This window comes from Stenotrophomonas sp. YJH_SMC_14-1 (assembly GCF_059372275.1).
The window spans coordinates 96607-111401 of sequence record NZ_JCAFVK010000004.1; the positions used below are offsets into that span (position 1 = coordinate 96607).

The 14795-nt window shown below is 63.5% G+C and carries 13 protein-coding genes and 1 pseudogene; 7 read left to right on the top strand and 7 right to left on the bottom strand.

Going from position 1 to position 14795, the window contains the following annotated elements; all coding sequences use genetic code 11:
* Positions 1 to 38: 38 nt before the first annotated feature.
* The 7 genes and pseudogenes from AC5P9P_RS12065 to AC5P9P_RS12095 all read left to right on the top strand — a co-directional run.
* Positions 39 to 617, top strand: a complete 579-nt coding sequence (locus AC5P9P_RS12065) for a lipocalin family protein (RefSeq protein WP_495232804.1) — start codon at positions 39 to 41, stop codon at positions 615 to 617.
* Positions 614 to 1009: a TspO-related membrane protein gene (locus AC5P9P_RS12070; RefSeq protein ID WP_111188306.1), complete on the top strand. Its 396-nt coding sequence runs from the start codon at positions 614 to 616 to the stop codon at positions 1007 to 1009. The genes AC5P9P_RS12065 and AC5P9P_RS12070 overlap by 4 nt, the downstream gene beginning before the upstream one ends.
* On the top strand, positions 1006 to 2535 hold the full coding sequence (locus AC5P9P_RS12075) for a cryptochrome/photolyase family protein (RefSeq protein ID WP_111188307.1): 1530 nt from the start codon (positions 1006 to 1008) through the stop codon (positions 2533 to 2535). Before AC5P9P_RS12070 ends, AC5P9P_RS12075 begins: the two co-directional genes overlap by 4 nt.
* 88 nt (positions 2536 to 2623) lie before the next feature.
* A complete protein-coding gene (folE, locus tag AC5P9P_RS12080; protein ID WP_495232805.1) occupies positions 2624 to 3334 on the top strand; it encodes a GTP cyclohydrolase I in 711 nt (236 codons plus the stop codon).
* A gap of 264 nt (positions 3335 to 3598) precedes the next feature.
* Complete coding sequence (locus tag AC5P9P_RS12085; protein ID WP_495232846.1) at positions 3599 to 4099, top strand: DUF1365 family protein; 501 nt, start codon at positions 3599 to 3601, stop codon at positions 4097 to 4099.
* A 159-nt stretch (positions 4100 to 4258) separates the two neighbouring features.
* A complete protein-coding gene (locus AC5P9P_RS12090) occupies positions 4259 to 5047 on the top strand; it encodes a hypothetical protein (protein WP_146257121.1) in 789 nt (262 codons plus the stop codon).
* A gap of 290 nt (positions 5048 to 5337) precedes the next feature.
* Positions 5338 to 6074 (top strand): annotated as a pseudogene (locus tag AC5P9P_RS12095) (DDE-type integrase/transposase/recombinase); the annotation flags it as partial.
* A 120-nt stretch (positions 6075 to 6194) separates the two neighbouring features.
* Here AC5P9P_RS12095 and AC5P9P_RS12100 read toward each other — a convergent pair.
* The 7 genes from AC5P9P_RS12100 to AC5P9P_RS12130 form a co-directional block, all read right to left on the bottom strand.
* Positions 6195 to 6644: a CPBP family intramembrane glutamic endopeptidase gene (locus tag AC5P9P_RS12100; protein ID WP_343229673.1), complete on the bottom strand. Its 450-nt coding sequence runs from the start codon at positions 6642 to 6644 to the stop codon at positions 6195 to 6197.
* Positions 6535 to 7119 (bottom strand): DUF2254 family protein, encoded by a 585-nt coding sequence (locus AC5P9P_RS12105; protein WP_495232806.1) that lies wholly within the window; start codon positions 7117 to 7119, stop codon positions 6535 to 6537. The genes AC5P9P_RS12100 and AC5P9P_RS12105 overlap by 110 nt, the downstream gene beginning before the upstream one ends.
* Positions 7120 to 7241: 122 nt before the next feature.
* Positions 7242 to 9221: a BCCT family transporter gene (locus AC5P9P_RS12110; protein WP_495232807.1), complete on the bottom strand. Its 1980-nt coding sequence runs from the start codon at positions 9219 to 9221 to the stop codon at positions 7242 to 7244.
* A gap of 51 nt (positions 9222 to 9272) precedes the next feature.
* Positions 9273 to 10400: a hypothetical protein gene (locus AC5P9P_RS12115; protein ID WP_239507147.1), complete on the bottom strand. Its 1128-nt coding sequence runs from the start codon at positions 10398 to 10400 to the stop codon at positions 9273 to 9275.
* Positions 10401 to 10583: 183 nt separating this feature from the next.
* Complete coding sequence (locus AC5P9P_RS12120) at positions 10584 to 11573, bottom strand: GGDEF domain-containing protein (protein WP_239507146.1); 990 nt, start codon at positions 11571 to 11573, stop codon at positions 10584 to 10586.
* Between the two features lie 149 nt (positions 11574 to 11722).
* A complete protein-coding gene (locus AC5P9P_RS12125) occupies positions 11723 to 13165 on the bottom strand; it encodes a putative bifunctional diguanylate cyclase/phosphodiesterase (RefSeq protein ID WP_495232808.1) in 1443 nt (480 codons plus the stop codon).
* A 224-nt stretch (positions 13166 to 13389) separates the two neighbouring features.
* The gene (locus AC5P9P_RS12130) at positions 13390 to 14778 is read right to left on the bottom strand and encodes an ATP-binding protein (RefSeq protein WP_495232847.1); all 1389 of its coding nucleotides are present in this window, start codon (positions 14776 to 14778) and stop codon (positions 13390 to 13392) included.
* Positions 14779 to 14795 lie beyond the last annotated feature (17 nt).

Consider the following 14795-nt stretch of genomic DNA (forward strand, 5'->3'; position numbering starts at 1 on the left):
GCGTAAACACTTACATTCTCCGACCGTGTATGCCTGCCATGCGCCTGTCCTTCCCCTTCGTCCTGCCGCCGCTGGTGGCCGCGCTACTCGGCGGCTGTGCCCAGGCCAAGCACTCCCCTATTACCCCGGTCGAGTCGGTGGACTTTCCCCGTTTCAAGGGGCGTTGGTATGTGAGCGGGATCATCCCCACACGCTTGAAGCGTGGCAGCCACAACCCGGTGGAAACCTATCGTCTGGACAGCAAGGGCCAGATCGGCACCTGGTATCGGTACCCTCCAGACAGCGTCGATGCACCGGTCAAGCTGCTGGCCTCCACCGGCCTGTTGCAGCCGGGCACCGACAATGCCGAGTGGAAAGTATGCTTCTTCGGCCTGTTCAAGACGCAGTACCTGATCGGCTGGCTGGCACCGGACTACAGGGTGGTAATGGTGGTACGCGATGCCCGCGACTACCTCTGGTGCATGGCTCGCACCCCGGTCGTGCCTGCAGCCGACTACCAGGTAATGCTTGATCTCGCCTCGGCGCTGGACTATGACGCCAGCCGGATCGAGCGCGTCCCGCAACGCTGGCAGGAAACCCGCCAGGACAAGGACACGTTCCACGGAGAGTTCCAATGAAATGGCTGGTACTGCTGTTGGCCTTGTTGATGCCGCTGGTGGGCTGGCTCTCCAATACCGGCCTGCCTGGGCCGAGTAGCGGCGAGATACCCGCCCGCTACCCGACCCTGATCGTTATCGCCGGCTGTGCGTTCGCGATCTGGGGGCCAATCTTCCCGCTTGATGGAGGGTTCGCCCTTGGCCAGGCGCTCAAGCTGCGCGGCAACCCGTGGTATGCGCTGGCCGCCGTCCGGGGGCTGCTCGGAATGTATGCCCGGCAGCAGGCCTCGGCACTGGCAGGGGCTGGCGTAGCCGCAGTCATGGCACTGTCACTGGCGGTGCTGGTGGTGTTCATCACGCTGATCATCGGCCTGTCCCACTGGCAGCCCCGACAACTGGAAAGTGAGCCGTGACTTGCCTGCGTTTGGTGCTGGGCGACCAGCTCAATCCCGAGCATCCCTGGTTCGCCAGCGTGCGCCCGGACGTGGTCTACGTGCTGATGGAGATCCGTCAGGAGACCGACTACGTGCTGCACCATGCGCAGAAGATCCTGGCGATCTTCGCGGCGATGCGTCGCTTTGCCGACCAGCTGCGCGCGGCCGGTCACAGGGTCAGCTACCTGGCCATCGATGCGCCGGACAACAGCCAGTCGCTGACCGCCAACCTGGATGCGCTGCTGGCCCGGCACGCGGCCGGCACGCTGGAGTACCAGCCCCCAGACGAGTGGCGGCTGGATCAGCAGTTGTGCCAGTACGCCGCGCAGCAGTCGATACCGGTGCACTGTGTGGACAGTGCGCATTTTCTGACCGAGCGGGATGAGGTGGCGCAGTTTTTCGGCAGCCGCAAACGCTGGACGATGGAGCTGTTCTACCGCCACATGCGCCAGCACCATGGCGTGCTGCTCGAACCGGACGGCCAGCCGCTGGGCGGACGCTGGAACTTCGATGCCGACAACCGCAAGGCTTGGCGTGGCGACCCACCTGAACCGCCGGACCTGCGCCCACGCCACGACCTACGCACGCTGTGGCAGACGATCAGCGCCGCCGGGGTGGCCAGCTTCGGCGAGCCGAGCGAGCAGGCGCTGCGCTGGCCGCTGGACCGCGGCGAGGCGCTGCAGCAGCTGGAAGCCTTCATCAAATACGGCCTGCCGCATTTTGGCGACTACCAGGACGCGATCAGCGCAAAGGCGCCGCGGCTGTTCCACTCGCTTTTGTCCTTTGCGCTGAACGTGAAGATGCTCAGCCCGGCCGAGGTGATCGCGCGGGTCGAGGCCGCCGGCCGCGATGGCCAGGCGCCACTCGCTGCGGTTGAAGGCTTCATCCGCCAGATCCTGGGCTGGCGCGAGTATGTGCGCGGAGTGTACTGGGCGCAGATGCCCGGCTATGCCAACAGTAACGTGCTGGGCCACACCCGACCCTTGCCGGACTGGTTCTGGACCGGCAACGTCCGCATGGCCTGCGTGCGCAGCGCGGTCAAGCTGTCATTGGCCAATGCACATGCCCACCACATCCAGAGGCTGATGGTGATCGGCAACTTCGCCCTGCTTGCCGGGCTCGCCCCGCAGGCCCTGCACCGCTGGTACCTAGGCATCTACATCGACGCCTTTGAGTGGGTGGAGCTGCCCAATACCTTGGGCATGAGCCAGTTCGCCGATGGCGGCCTGCTGGCGACCAAGCCGTATGTCTCCGCCGCAGCCTACCTCCACCGGATGGGCGACCATTGCGGCCAGTGCCCTTACCGCCGCGACCTGCCCACCGGTGCCAAGGCCTGCCCGTTCAATGCGCTGTACTGGGGTTTTCTGGACCGGCATGCAGACACCCTGAGTCGCAACCCGCGCCTGGCTATGCCCTACCGGCAACTGGCACGGATGCCAGCGAGCCGGCGCGAGGCGCTGGCGCAGCGGGCCTGGCAGCTGCTGGCCAACCTGGACGCGCTGTGATTATCAACACGCACCGGCCGGACCCTGCCTGTCCGGCTGCCCCTGCTCCCTCCCCCTCCCGCTCCCCCTTGCTACCGCGAGCCCTGCCATGTCCCAGCCCCTCACTGATTCCACGACGCTGCATCCCCTGCCAGCTTCCGAGCGCGTGCGCGAGCGCCTGCGCAGGGCCGGCCACCGCTTCCATGCCAATGACAACATTGCCGACCACCTGCAAGAGGGCGAGTTGGCCGCGATCGAGCACGAGGTCGCGCTCAAGGCCCAGGAGCTGCTGCGGGCGCTGGTGATCGACGTGGACAACGACCACAACACCCAGGACACCGGCCGCCGTCTGGCCAAGATGTTCGTGCGTGAGCTGTTCGCCGGCCGCTACCAGCCGGCCCCGACAGTGACCGAGTTCCCCAATGCCGAGCACCTGAACGAGCTGATGATCGTCGGCCCGCTGCGCGTGCGCAGTGCGTGCTCGCACCACCTGTGCCCGATTATCGGCCGGGTCTGGATCGGCGTGCTGCCTGATGCCGGCTCCAACGTGATAGGGCTGTCCAAGTACGCCCGTCTGATCGAGTGGATCATGGGCCGGCCGCAGATCCAAGAAGAAGCGGTGAGCCAGATCGCCAACCTGCTTGAGCAGCGGCTCAAGCCCGATGGCCTGGCGGTGGTGATGGAGGCCGATCACTACTGCATGCACTGGCGCGGGGTGAAGGACGACGGCTCGAAGATGACCAACAGCGTGATGCGCGGCAAGTTCCTCAGCGACCCGGCGCTACGTCGCGAGTTCCTGTCACTGCGACACCAAGATTAAGCCACGCCTCAGCGTCGCAAACGCAAATGGCCTGCCGGAATACCCCCAGCGGGCGGTTCTGATCGGTATGTCGGCCCGGCTACAGCCCGAGCATCGACTGCACCTTGCGCGCCAGACAACCGTTGAACTGCGGCGCCCGAAACATGTGCACGCCTGGGGCCGGCTCAGCTACCACCACCCGGTCTATACCCCGCAGTCGGTGGTGGCATAGCAGCAGCGCGGTGGAAGTGGCCAGCGCGCTGGGCGTGGACTGGTCCGCTGGCCCTGCCGGACACCGCGCATGAGCGGCCCGCTGCACAGCGCGGCCAACTAGGGGGGGCGCATCACCACCGCCACCACCCGCGAGTGCATGCCTTCGGCTACAAGATGGCCCAGCTCTACCTGGACCTGGACCTGGACCTGGACGAGCAGGAGCAGGTGTTTCCCGGGCGCTGGCTGTGGTCGGTCGGCCGGCGCAACCTGGCCCGCTCCGAGCGCGCCGACTCCCTGGGTCTGGCCAACCTGCCGCTGACTGAGGCGGTCATTCCGACGGCCAGGAGTGGATGCTCTCGCACGACCTGTTCCAGCGCCGCTGAGTTCCGCGCCTGGATAACGTGGCGGGTATCGGCGTCATCCAGCCACATACCTCGGACATGCCGCGGTGACGCCTCGCGGCGGCCCACAGGATGGACTTCACCAACACCGCCGAATCGGCGAAATACACGGCTTGGACACCGCTGGTGCCACCGTGTTGCTTGCATCGCCCATCGCCGAGAGGGGTTCTAAGGCTATCGCTTGTGTACGCCGCGTCAACGCCAACCCCCAGCTTCTAGTCGATGGATTTTCGGGCTCCGATCGCTCCTTGGCGTGCATCCAAGCGTGTACGTGCTGCGTATTGGAACAAGCATGATCCTGTGCACTTCCCTTTCAGCCTGGAGAGCCCCAATGAAGTCTGCTGCCTTTGTCGTTCTCGCTGCCGGTCTGGCCGCATCCGTTACAGCTCACGCGTCCGGTGTCGAAGCTGGCAAGTGGAGTTTTTCCGCCTTCGGTGGCGTTGACATGCCGACCAGCGGCAACGTGCACAGCGGTGCAATCGCGCCAGTGCCCGACCTCGGACCGCTCAACCCTGCGCTGGCAGGGGTCAGTGCCGAGCTGCGTATCCAGTCGCGCAGCCATGACCGCATCTATGGCCTGGCCGACACCTACGGTCTAGAAATGGGCTATGGACTGAGCGATCGCGCCGAGCTGTTCGGACAGGTGCGTTACAGCCATGCCTCGCCCGGTCGCGTGCAGGTGGGTGGCGCCTACGTGCCGGCGCTGGACACCGAGCTGCCGGTGTACGGCCGTTTCAGCGCCTACAAGAGCTACGGCGCCGAGTTCGGCTACCGCCGTTTCTTCATGCAGCCGGGCGCTGCGCGTCCTTTCCTCGCCGCCCGCATCGGCGCGACGCGCACTGACGCAATCAACGCCTCGTTCGATATTCCGGATGCCGCCATTTCCATTCCCGATGCACGCTTCACCAAGAAGACCTGGTCCGCGTCCGGTGGCCTCGATGTGGGCGTGATCATTCCGGTCGGCGAGACCTTCAGCTTTACTGCGCAGGCCGGCGTTCGCTACGTCGACAAGCTCAGCGGTGATGACGCCGACATCGGTGGGCTCGGCTTGGGCAGCATCAACAACGATGCCAAGCGGATTTCGGTGCCGATGAGCGTCGCCGCCCGCTGGGACTTCTGATTCGGACGCTGCTTCAACAGCCGCACCGTCCACGCTGCCACAATGGTGCCCGGACGGTGCGGTTAAGCGAGCAAATCGTGACCATTCGAGGATCAGTTCACGAAAGGCTAAGTAATGCCTATTGCCTTGATCCGTCACTCGACCACGTATGTAGCAATCCTGCTAGCTGATGGGAGCCTGACATCAGGTAATCCGAAGCACCACACTTGGCCAACCACGCCGGTAGGAATGGCGTCCAGATCCTAGATATCTCCTCACGCGCGGGCTGTCGGACCGACATTTGCCCGTGGAGGCCAACCCAGGTTTCGGCCAGCAATGATTACGAGCGGAGCAAGCATCCTGCCAGCGCCCGGCCGCTCGACGACCCGCGCCTTCTAGTACGAATGGGTCAGCTTCACCACTATAGCCGGGGCACGCTGAGACTTCGCCGCATGCGCGAAGACCTGGCTGATGCGGGCGCGACGGCCAGCCTGAACCGGATAGCACGCCTGATGGCGGCCGGCAGCCTGCAGGGTTGGCCTCTGCGCAAACGCCGGAGACCAAGTGGGTGACCGATGTCACCGACATCAAGACCCAGAAGGGCAAGCTGTATCTGTACATCGTGCTGGAGCTTTACGAACAGCGGATCGCGGGGTGGTCAGTGCATGATCGGCTGGACCGTCAGATGGTGATTCGAGCGGTGCAGATGGCGGTGCGGCAACGGCACGGAAGTCATGCGGTGATCCTGCATTCGGAGCGCGGCAGCCAGTTCCGCAGCGGTGACTATCAGGGATTCTGGCCGCCAACGGCCTGATCGGCTCAATGAGCGCGGCGGGGCATTACGTTGACAACGCGACCTGCAAAGGCTTTCTTGCCCTGCTCCAGCGTGAGCGTATGGATCGAACGAGCTACCGCACACTGGGTGCGGCACGAGCGGATGTATTTGACTAAATCGAGCGACGCCACAACCCAAGAATGCGGCGAAGGGTCGCCAAGCAGGATCAGAAGATTGCAGCTATTTCTTAAACCGTCCGTGATATCCGGGTAGAACCCAATGCAGTCTCGGTCCAGTCGGCATTCGGTCTGGCATTCCGAACCCAAGCTGCCTCCAGATTGCCAAGCATCGGATCAGCAAGGACGGGACGGAGATGCAGCTCAGGCAGTGGCACTACCTTCTGGTCGGGAAGAAGTCCTGAGCTCCGCGGGTCTTCCGCCACTGGATCCACGCGATCGCGGCGACGAAGAAAACGCTGCAGAGGTAACTACCTTCCGGCCCTTGCGCGCCACCGGTCAGGGCGTCCAAGCCTTGCGGCCGCAGCGCCACCAGCAGCGCCGGCAAGTGTGCATCCATGCCGGTGACGGGCAATTCGAAGCCCGTCGCGAGCAACCCGTTCCACCCCGCGTGCCAGCCCATCACGCCCCAGATATTGCCGGTCCGCAGCGCCCAGGCGCAGGTAAACAGCGAGAACAGGAAGATGCCGAGCGTAACCCGGAGCGGCTGGTGCGGACTAAAATGCAGGAAGCAGAAAACGAGCGACACCAGCAGCACTGCCGCCGCGACATTGGCCTTGCGCGCTACCAACGAGAGCATCCAGCCGCGGAAAATGATTTCCTCCACGCTCGCTTGGAAAATGAAGCTGAACAAAAGCCGACCGATGTTCAGCAGACTGACGGGCGACCGCCAGGCCTGCCCAAAGCCGGCCGCTGTCTCCGTACATGCCGGTGCTGAGCGCGATCAGGCCCACGATCGAGAACAGAAAGGCACCAATGAAGGTGGCCAGCGCACCTTGGGCCCGGGTGTCTTCGATCAGCAGGCGGGCCGCGCGCGGGGTGGCGCTGCTCGACGCGGACGCGTAGGCCGAGACCATAGTGGACAGCGAGAAGGTGGTGACCGTCAGCATCGACGCGGCAAGTATGCCAAGAATGTTACCGACGGAATCGGCGCCGATCCGTGCAGCAAGGCCGGAGGGAATGAGGAACTTGAGGAACGCACCGGCCAACGCCGTGATGATGCCCAAGGCGCCATACAGGGTCGAGCGGAACCACATCCGCTTGGTAACTTTGCTCGCTGCAAGCCTCAATCTGGTGAGCACGGGCTACGTCCTGGGCAGTTCGACCATCAATAGCACGGTCGGGCGCCGAGGCCACGTCAACGCACGGTTACGCCCGGCCCAAGGCAGATGCCGCTCCTCCGGGCGGCATCTGTGTACGGATTCTACGAGCGCACCTTGTCCAGGAACTGACGGTGGCGCTCGTACTGATCGAGCACATCGTGGATGAGCTGAACCTTCGTCCACCCCATGACGTCGTAGTCCTGCCCGCCCTCCCGCAGATAGACCTCCGCGCGGTAATGGCGGGTACCCTCGCTGACCGGTCGACGGGGATCCTGCAGGGCGAACGTCGGCGGCTGATAGGGCTGGGGCCGCACGGAGTAGAAGAAGTCCATCTCCTCGCCATGCCCAACCTGCAGCCACGCACGACGATCCTCCCCCTTGGAGACGTGGACCGGCAGATCCTGCTTGCGCAGCTCAGCCGCAACTTCTTCCAATGCAGGAATGACGCGCTGCTCGATGAAGCCGGTCACCTCGATCTTCAACGGGTTGTGCGCCAGAAGGCGCAGGCGCGCCCGCCAATCCTCGCTGGTCCCCGGCAGGATACGTGCATCCCGCAGGATCGAGCGCTTGGTCGCATCCAGATGCATGGCCTTCAGCAGTCCCCAGCACATCAGGATCATGACGATCGTGAATGGCAACGCGCTGGCAATGGTGGCTGCCTGCAACGATTCCAGCCCGCCGGCCACCAACAGGGCAATTGCCAGGCCGCCGACCAGCAGCGCCCAGAAGATCCGCTGCCAGACCGGTGATTCCTCCTCACCCTTCGAGGTAAGCATGTCGATTACCAGGGCACCGGAGTCCGCTGAGGTTACGAAGAACAGCGCAACCAGGATGACCGCCAGCGAAGAGGTCAGCATGGTCAGGGGCAGGTGCTCCAGGAACTCGAAAAGCGCCATCGAGCTGTCGGTTGAGACCGCCTGCACCAACTGCTGGATGCCCTCCGCCCGCACCATGTGCAACGCGGTGTTGCCGTAGATGGTCATCCAGAGGAATGTGAAGCCAAGCGGCACAAGCAACACCCCCACCACGAACTCACGGACAGTGCGTCCACGTGAGATGCGCGCGATGAACATGCCAACGAAGGGCGACCAGGCAATCCACCAGCCCCAGTAGAACAGCGTCCAGCCACCCAGCCAACCCGTGGGTTCGTAGGCATAAAGGTTGAAGGTCATCGAGAACAGCTGGGAAACGTACATGCCGGTGTTCTGCACCAGTGCCTGCATCAGGTGCACGGTGGGTCCACAGACCAGCACCAAGGCCAGCAACGCTGCCGCCAGGATCATGTTGAGCTCGGACAGCCTGCGTACGCCGCTGTCCAGGCCAGCCACGACCGAGCCGGTCGCCACCAGTGTGATGACGGTGATCAAGCCAACCTGGACGAGCGTACTGACCTCCAGGCCGAACAGGTAGTTCAGGCCGGCGTTGATCTGCATGACGCCCAGCCCCAGCGAGGTGGCCAGGCCGAAGATGGTACCCAGCGCGGCGAACGTGTCTACAGCATGCCCCAACGGGCCGTGGATACGATCGCCGATGAGCGGATACAGTGCGGATCGGACACGCAGCGGGAGATTGTGCCGGTAGGCAAAGTACGCCAGCGACAGCGCTACCACTGCGTAGATCGCCCATGCGTGGATGCCCCAGTGGAAGAAGGTGATGCGCATGGCCTGGCGGGCAGCTGCGGCCGACTCGGGCGAGCCGACCGGCGGCGTGGCGTAGTGCATGATGGGCTCGGCAACGCCGAAGAACATCAGACCGATGCCCATGCCGGCAGCGAACAACATGGCGAACCAGGAGCCGTAGCTGTAGTCCGGCGTACTGTGGTCAGGGCCGAGTTTGATGCGGCCGTAACTGCTGATGGCGACGCCGACGACGAAGACCAGGAAGCCGGCCACCGCAAGGATGGTGAACCAGCCTGCATCATTGGCAGCCCATGACTTGGCCGCGGTGAACCACCGCGTGGCCGTATCGGGCGCGATGGCAGCAAGCGCGAGCAGCGCGATGACGATGGCTGCCGTGGGAATGAACACCTGCGGAAGAATCCGCTGGCGAACGGGGGGATGTTGCGGAGCCGTGCTCTGCATGGATACCTCCGTGTTGTTGGGTGAAGAAGCCTCCGGCTTGCGCGAGCCCGATCAGAAGTAGAAGCCGATGTTGAAGTTCAGCCGTGAATGCCAGCGGGAAGGACCTCCCTCGTCGATGCCGATACCATCACCACCGGCAAACCACATGTTGCGGCCAGCGATCCAGTCGACATAGGTGAGCATGATGCCTTTCTGCAGGCTGCAACCGGTCACGTTCTGCCACGAATCACGAAGGCCCGCGCGGTGCCCGACTGGGCGGGTCATGCTGAGGTTGTTATAGCAGGTGATTTCATCCAGCCAGCCCTTCTGGCCGAACGAATAGGCGATGTTGGCGCTTGGCACATCCGCCTGCGCTGCAACCTGGAAGGGGGATTCGAACGCCGACATTGCGATGCGATCTCCGGGCACGTCATACCGGTACCGCGCCCACTGCAACTGCGCGGTCCAACCATCGCGCTGCCACTGTGCGTGGAGGGCCGCGCCCTGATGACCGTATTGACGCCGTGTCTGAGTGTTCTGCACCTTGCCAGCAAACGCTGATGCGCCCAGCAACAGTTCGCCGCCGCCCCAGTCGCGCGCGCTCTCCACGCGTGCATGCAGTCGTTGCCGCTCGCGATACGGCAACGCCTCGGTCTGCGCGACATCAAAGGAGTAGCGATCGTAGCGAGCCCCGGACCCGTATTCGTCTCCGGAGAACCAGCCAAGATGCCAAGTTGTGCTGCCGCTGCGGTGAATCACCACAAGGCCCGGATCGTAATCATCCTCGATGCCCAGGTAGTAGCCGGAGCCGAACCAGAAACTCTGCGAAACGGTGGGGAGCAGCCCGAACGGGACTTGCTGGATACCTGCCTTGAGCTGGGTAGCATCGGAGAACTGCCAGCCCGCGTAGGCGTGATGCACGGCGTCGAAGCCATCGTACCAGCGGTATTGGGCAGAGAAGGAAAACGGTCCGGTTCCAGCGTCAAGGTCCGCACGCATCAGTTCAAGCTGAAGGCGGCTGGTCGGCCCGTAGTCGAGCCAGCCGTAATTGAACCTTACCGCACCACCAGGCTTGAAGTAGGAATCGCCGTTCCGACCAGGTTCGGATGCCTCTGTGGGTAAGGAAACGCTGGCGAGCAAGGCAATGGCAATAGAGGAAATTACTCTCACGATCGGGCTATCTGCCTCCGAGTTCCACATGCGAAAGCGCGCCAGTGTAACGTTGCATGTTGTGAAGAACGCGTCGCCCGACGGCCGACGCAGTGCAGTCCCGTGTCATCAGGAGTGGAAAGTGTTCCCAGCGAACGAGGCGATCTTTCCGTCAGATGCCGGCAACCATCAAGATGTCAGCGATTGACGTCGACCACGATGCGTAGGGTTTGCTCAGCAATCCGTGCCGCAGCTCGCCGTGTTTTTGCCGTGTCGCTTGGCTTCATACAGTGCCTGGTCCGCTCTTGCGAGCCACTCTTCAGCACTGGTCGTCGTGGGCGCGGCGGCAATGCCGATGCTCACGCTCAGGTCCAGCATTGTGGCATCACTGCCCGTATCAGCGTGGAGCAGGCTCCTGATCTTCTCTGCCAGCAGCATGGCCTCAGCCGGCGTCTGCCCGGCGAGCAGAAGCGCGAACTCATCTCCGCCCAGGCGTCCCGGTGTGTCGCCAGGGCGTGACACGCTGCGCAGGACCGCGGCTATACGACGCAGTGCTTCATCGCCAGTGCGATGGCCCAAGGTATCGTTGATGCGCTTGAAATCATCCACGTCCAGCATCAGCAGGCAATCCCTGCGGCCCAGAGCGCGCCCCGCTTCGATCATCTGCTGAGCGCGGTGCATGAGATAGCCGCGATTGGCCAGTTCCACCAGTGGATCCATTCGGCTGAGTCGCTGCAACTGCCGATTCTGTGACCTGACCCGGCGCGCAAGACGCCAACTCAGTGCACTCAATCCGATCCCGTAGACAAACAGGAACGGAAGGCTGAGCAGGAATGTTCGGGAAGAAGTGGCCGGCTGCCAAGGCGTGCCCATAGCAAGCCATGCAGCAAGGAAACCGAGCAGAAGCGCAGCCGTGGCCTTCAGCGCCAGCCGTGTACCGCCGGCCGCGATCTTGTCTGCCACCAGCAGCGCAGCGAAGAGCGCGCTGGGCACAGCGCTGACAGCCATGAAGGCGATCCATGCCCCGCCCAGCAGCGAGTCGACAACCATGCAACGGAATTGCACGACAGCGGGCCGGGCGGCGTGCCGTGTCAGCAGCTGTGCAATGGCCGGCCAGACCAACGCATTGACCAGAAGAAACACGCATGCCGACCTGCCCATGCCGCGCTCCAGGCCCACCGATGCAATGGGCAGCGCAGCCAGCGAGGCGCCCACGAAGCGCATCCACCCAATCCGGCGGGCAGCCCCCAGGCCCTCAACCGCAACCTCGTCCGAATCAGTGAAGAATGGCATCGTTTCCCTCACCCGTGTCCATGATGTCCCCAGGCGCCCTTTGCTCTTGCGCAGTCTGTCCCTTTGCTGTCAACGGCAGGTCAACGCAGGCTGCGGCGGCTTGTATCGCTCCCGCGCGAGGTGACAGCGCCCGACCTCAGCGACCCCTCAATCTCGCCGGTGCAGTGCGATACGGACAAACCGCGGCGTTCCTCCAGCCAGGCGGACAGCATGGGCAGCGGCATCGGTGGCGCGAAGAAGTAGCCCTGGAAAGATTCGCAGCCCAGCGAGATCAACAGGTCGCGTTGCTCCGCCGTCTCGACCCCTTCCGCCAGCGCACTCATGTCCATCACCTGGGAGATCTCAACAATCTTGCCCAGCAGGCGTTGAGCACTCTCCTGGGTGGCGACCTCCTGCACGAACTGCCTGTCGATCTTCAGCTTGCGAATGGGCAGGGTCCGCAGTGTGGACAGGGACGAATAGCCCGTGCCGAAATCATCCAGTGCCCAGGTCACGCCCAGTGCCTCAAGATCAAGCATTCGGTCGATCATCTCTGCCGTATCGGTGGATAGTGCGGATTCGGTGAGCTCCAGTTCCAGCAAGGCTGGGTTGATTCCGCTTTGATTGACCAGCTTGGCTACCGAGGGGACGAATGCCTCATCCAAGAGTTGAACCGGGCTGATGTTCACGGCCACCCGCATGCCACGCGTATGGGCATGCCCGGACCATCCATCGAGCAGTTCGCAGGCCTGTCGAAGTACCTCCAGCCCTATCTCGTTGATCAATGCGCTTTCTTCGGCCAGCGGTATGAACGAGTCTGGCGATAACAGGCCCGCCGACGGATGTTGCCAGCGGACCAGTGCTTCAACCCCGATCACGTCGGCGTCGACATGCACCTGTGGCTGGTAGTGAACCTCTACCTCACCGTTGCGCACTGCGCGTCCGAGCTCACGCTCCAAGCGCAGACGCTTGCCGATATCCAGTCGGTAGATGCCGAAGATCGCCGCCAGAAGCACCATGGAGATCGCCGTGTTGAAACGCGCGCCCCAGTGGCGAACCTCTACTGGCGGTGAGATGCCTGGCGCAATTCGATCGAGTGCCCCGAGCGCAAACGCTGCAAACATTGCCAGGCAAAGCAACGGAAACACCAGGGAGCCATAGCGTTCGCGCGCTTCGAATGTGAAAGCAGCACCTGCGGCCAAGGGCAGAAGGAACAGGTGAACCGAACGTGGCACGCCTGCGATGGGCGCATCAATGGCCGCAATCGCACACACAGCTGCCAGCACTCCGTGGGCGACGATCAGAATGGACGCACCGTCACTGCGCTTGCTTCGAAGAAGCGCGAGGATACCTACGGCTATCAAGCCGACAAATACAATGGATAGCTCGGCCCGTCCGAAATACAGGTAACAGGATGTCCAGGCCAGGCCCAGGCAGATGCAGGAGATGCCCGCGAGTGACAGTATGGCGGACACCTTCTCGCGGCGAGCAGCGCCTCTGAATTTCAGAGCGCCACGCCCAGCGTCTACGGCGCGATCCGTCATCACCAGTGCCTCCTCCGACGACCCTTCCACTGCGCTGAATCCGCCCATGCCCGGCAATGGCAGTTAAGCCGTTGGAAAGCTTCACGTGCTGGAGCGAGGTGGCATGCCTGAGAATATCAAAGCAACGCAGGACACCCAAATGTCGGTTTTTTGGCGCATGCCGCAGCATGTATGGCAGCGGTGCAGTACACCTGAGGGCCCTGCCAGGCGCGGTCACCTGGCAATCAGCTGTCAGGGGCGCCTTGATATGCCGAGCCTGCTGGCCAGCTCACCTTCACCTCAAGCCCGCCCAGTTTCTGTGAGGTGCCCAGCGTCACGCCCGCGCCGTGGGCATCGGCCACCTCCCTGACAATGGACAGCCCCAACCCGCTGCCCTGCACCCGGCTCCCCAGCGTTCGGTAGAAGCGGTCAAAGACGCGATCGCGCTCTTCCTCGGCGATGCCCGGACCGCTGTCGGCGACGATGAGAAACACACTGCCCTCCTCCTGCATCACGCAGACATTCAGGCGACCGCCGACGGGGGTGTAGCGCACGGCGTTCTCCAGCAGGTTGCGAACCAGCGCGCTCAGCGCGGCCTCATCACCCCTGATCTCCGCGCTGTCCAGCTTTAGTTCGATGTACTGTCGATTTACGGAAAGGATAGGACGCAGCGCATCCACCTCCATGCCGACCAGGCCATCCAGGCTCAGGCGCACCGAAGTCATTCGGGATACGGATTCTGCGCGGTTGAGTGTGAGCAGCTGCGAAGCAAGGCGCTCCAGCCGCGCCACTGAGTCGCTGACCATCTCCTGTGCGCGTACCCTTCCTGCATCATCCGGCGCCATGCGTGCGTTGTCTGCATGCACTTTCAGCGCACTGATCGGTGTGCGCAACTCGTGTGCGGCATCGGCTACAAAACGCCGCTCGCGCGCCAGTGCCTCGTTCAGTCGCCCAAGCAGACCGTTAACTGCCTGCACCAGTCCTCGCGCCTCGCGCGGCACGTCAGCCGCGTCCAGTGGCGACATGCGCCCGGGATCACGCCTGCCGATCTGGTCCGAGACGCTCTGCAGCGAGCGGGTCACGTAATTGACGCTCCACCAGATCACCAGCGCCATCAGTGGCAGCGCCAGCAGCAACGGCAGCAGGGTGCCTCCTGCAATATCTTCGGCCAGCTCTTCGCGGATGTCCGACCGCTCGCCAGACTGGAACCATCGGCCCCCACGGGTCTGCAGCGTAAAGGTGCGCCATTGTTCGCCGTCGATTACGGGACTGGCGTAGCCAGCCACCAATGCAGCCAGTGGCCGGGTGGGAGCACTGTCCGAGCGGAGCAACAGGCGCTGCTTCGCGTCCCATACCTGGAAGGCAAGCTTGCTCTCATAGGCATGTCCATCGCTGAACGCCAGCGCGTCGCCCACGCCTTCAGCGTGCCCGTGCCAACCACGCAGCACAATGGGGTCGCCCGGAAACGCAGTCAGATCACTTAGCGGCTCATCTACCAGGCCCATCAGTACCCGCGTGGACTGCACCAGCCGGGCATCGAACATTTCCCCCGCTTCCTGTAGGCCGGCGCGATAGCTGAAGAATCCAGCCACGGCCATCAGAACCGCCAAGGTGCTCAGCAGGGTCAACAGCAGCGTGCGTCGCATCGACC

Bases quoted from the DNA above. Each gene is read 5' to 3' on its own strand.
- AC5P9P_RS12065 (WP_495232804.1), top strand. From the start codon at position 39: ATGCGCCTGTCCTTCCCCTTCGTCCTGCCGCCGCTGGTGGCCGCGCTA.
- AC5P9P_RS12070 (WP_111188306.1), top strand. From the start codon at position 614: ATGAAATGGCTGGTACTGCTGTTGGCCTTGTTGATGCCGCTGGTGGGC.
- folE (WP_495232805.1), top strand. From the start codon at position 2,624: ATGTCCCAGCCCCTCACTGATTCCACGACGCTGCATCCCCTGCCAGCT.
- AC5P9P_RS12090 (WP_146257121.1), top strand. From the start codon at position 4,259: ATGAAGTCTGCTGCCTTTGTCGTTCTCGCTGCCGGTCTGGCCGCATCC.
- AC5P9P_RS12110 (WP_495232807.1), bottom strand. From the start codon at position 9,221: ATGCAGAGCACGGCTCCGCAACATCCCCCCGTTCGCCAGCGGATTCTT.
- AC5P9P_RS12115 (WP_239507147.1), bottom strand. From the start codon at position 10,400: ATGTGGAACTCGGAGGCAGATAGCCCGATCGTGAGAGTAATTTCCTCT.
- AC5P9P_RS12120 (WP_239507146.1), bottom strand. From the start codon at position 11,573: ATGCGCTTCGTGGGCGCCTCGCTGGCTGCGCTGCCCATTGCATCGGTG.
- AC5P9P_RS12125 (WP_495232808.1), bottom strand. From the start codon at position 13,165: ATGACGGATCGCGCCGTAGACGCTGGGCGTGGCGCTCTGAAATTCAGA.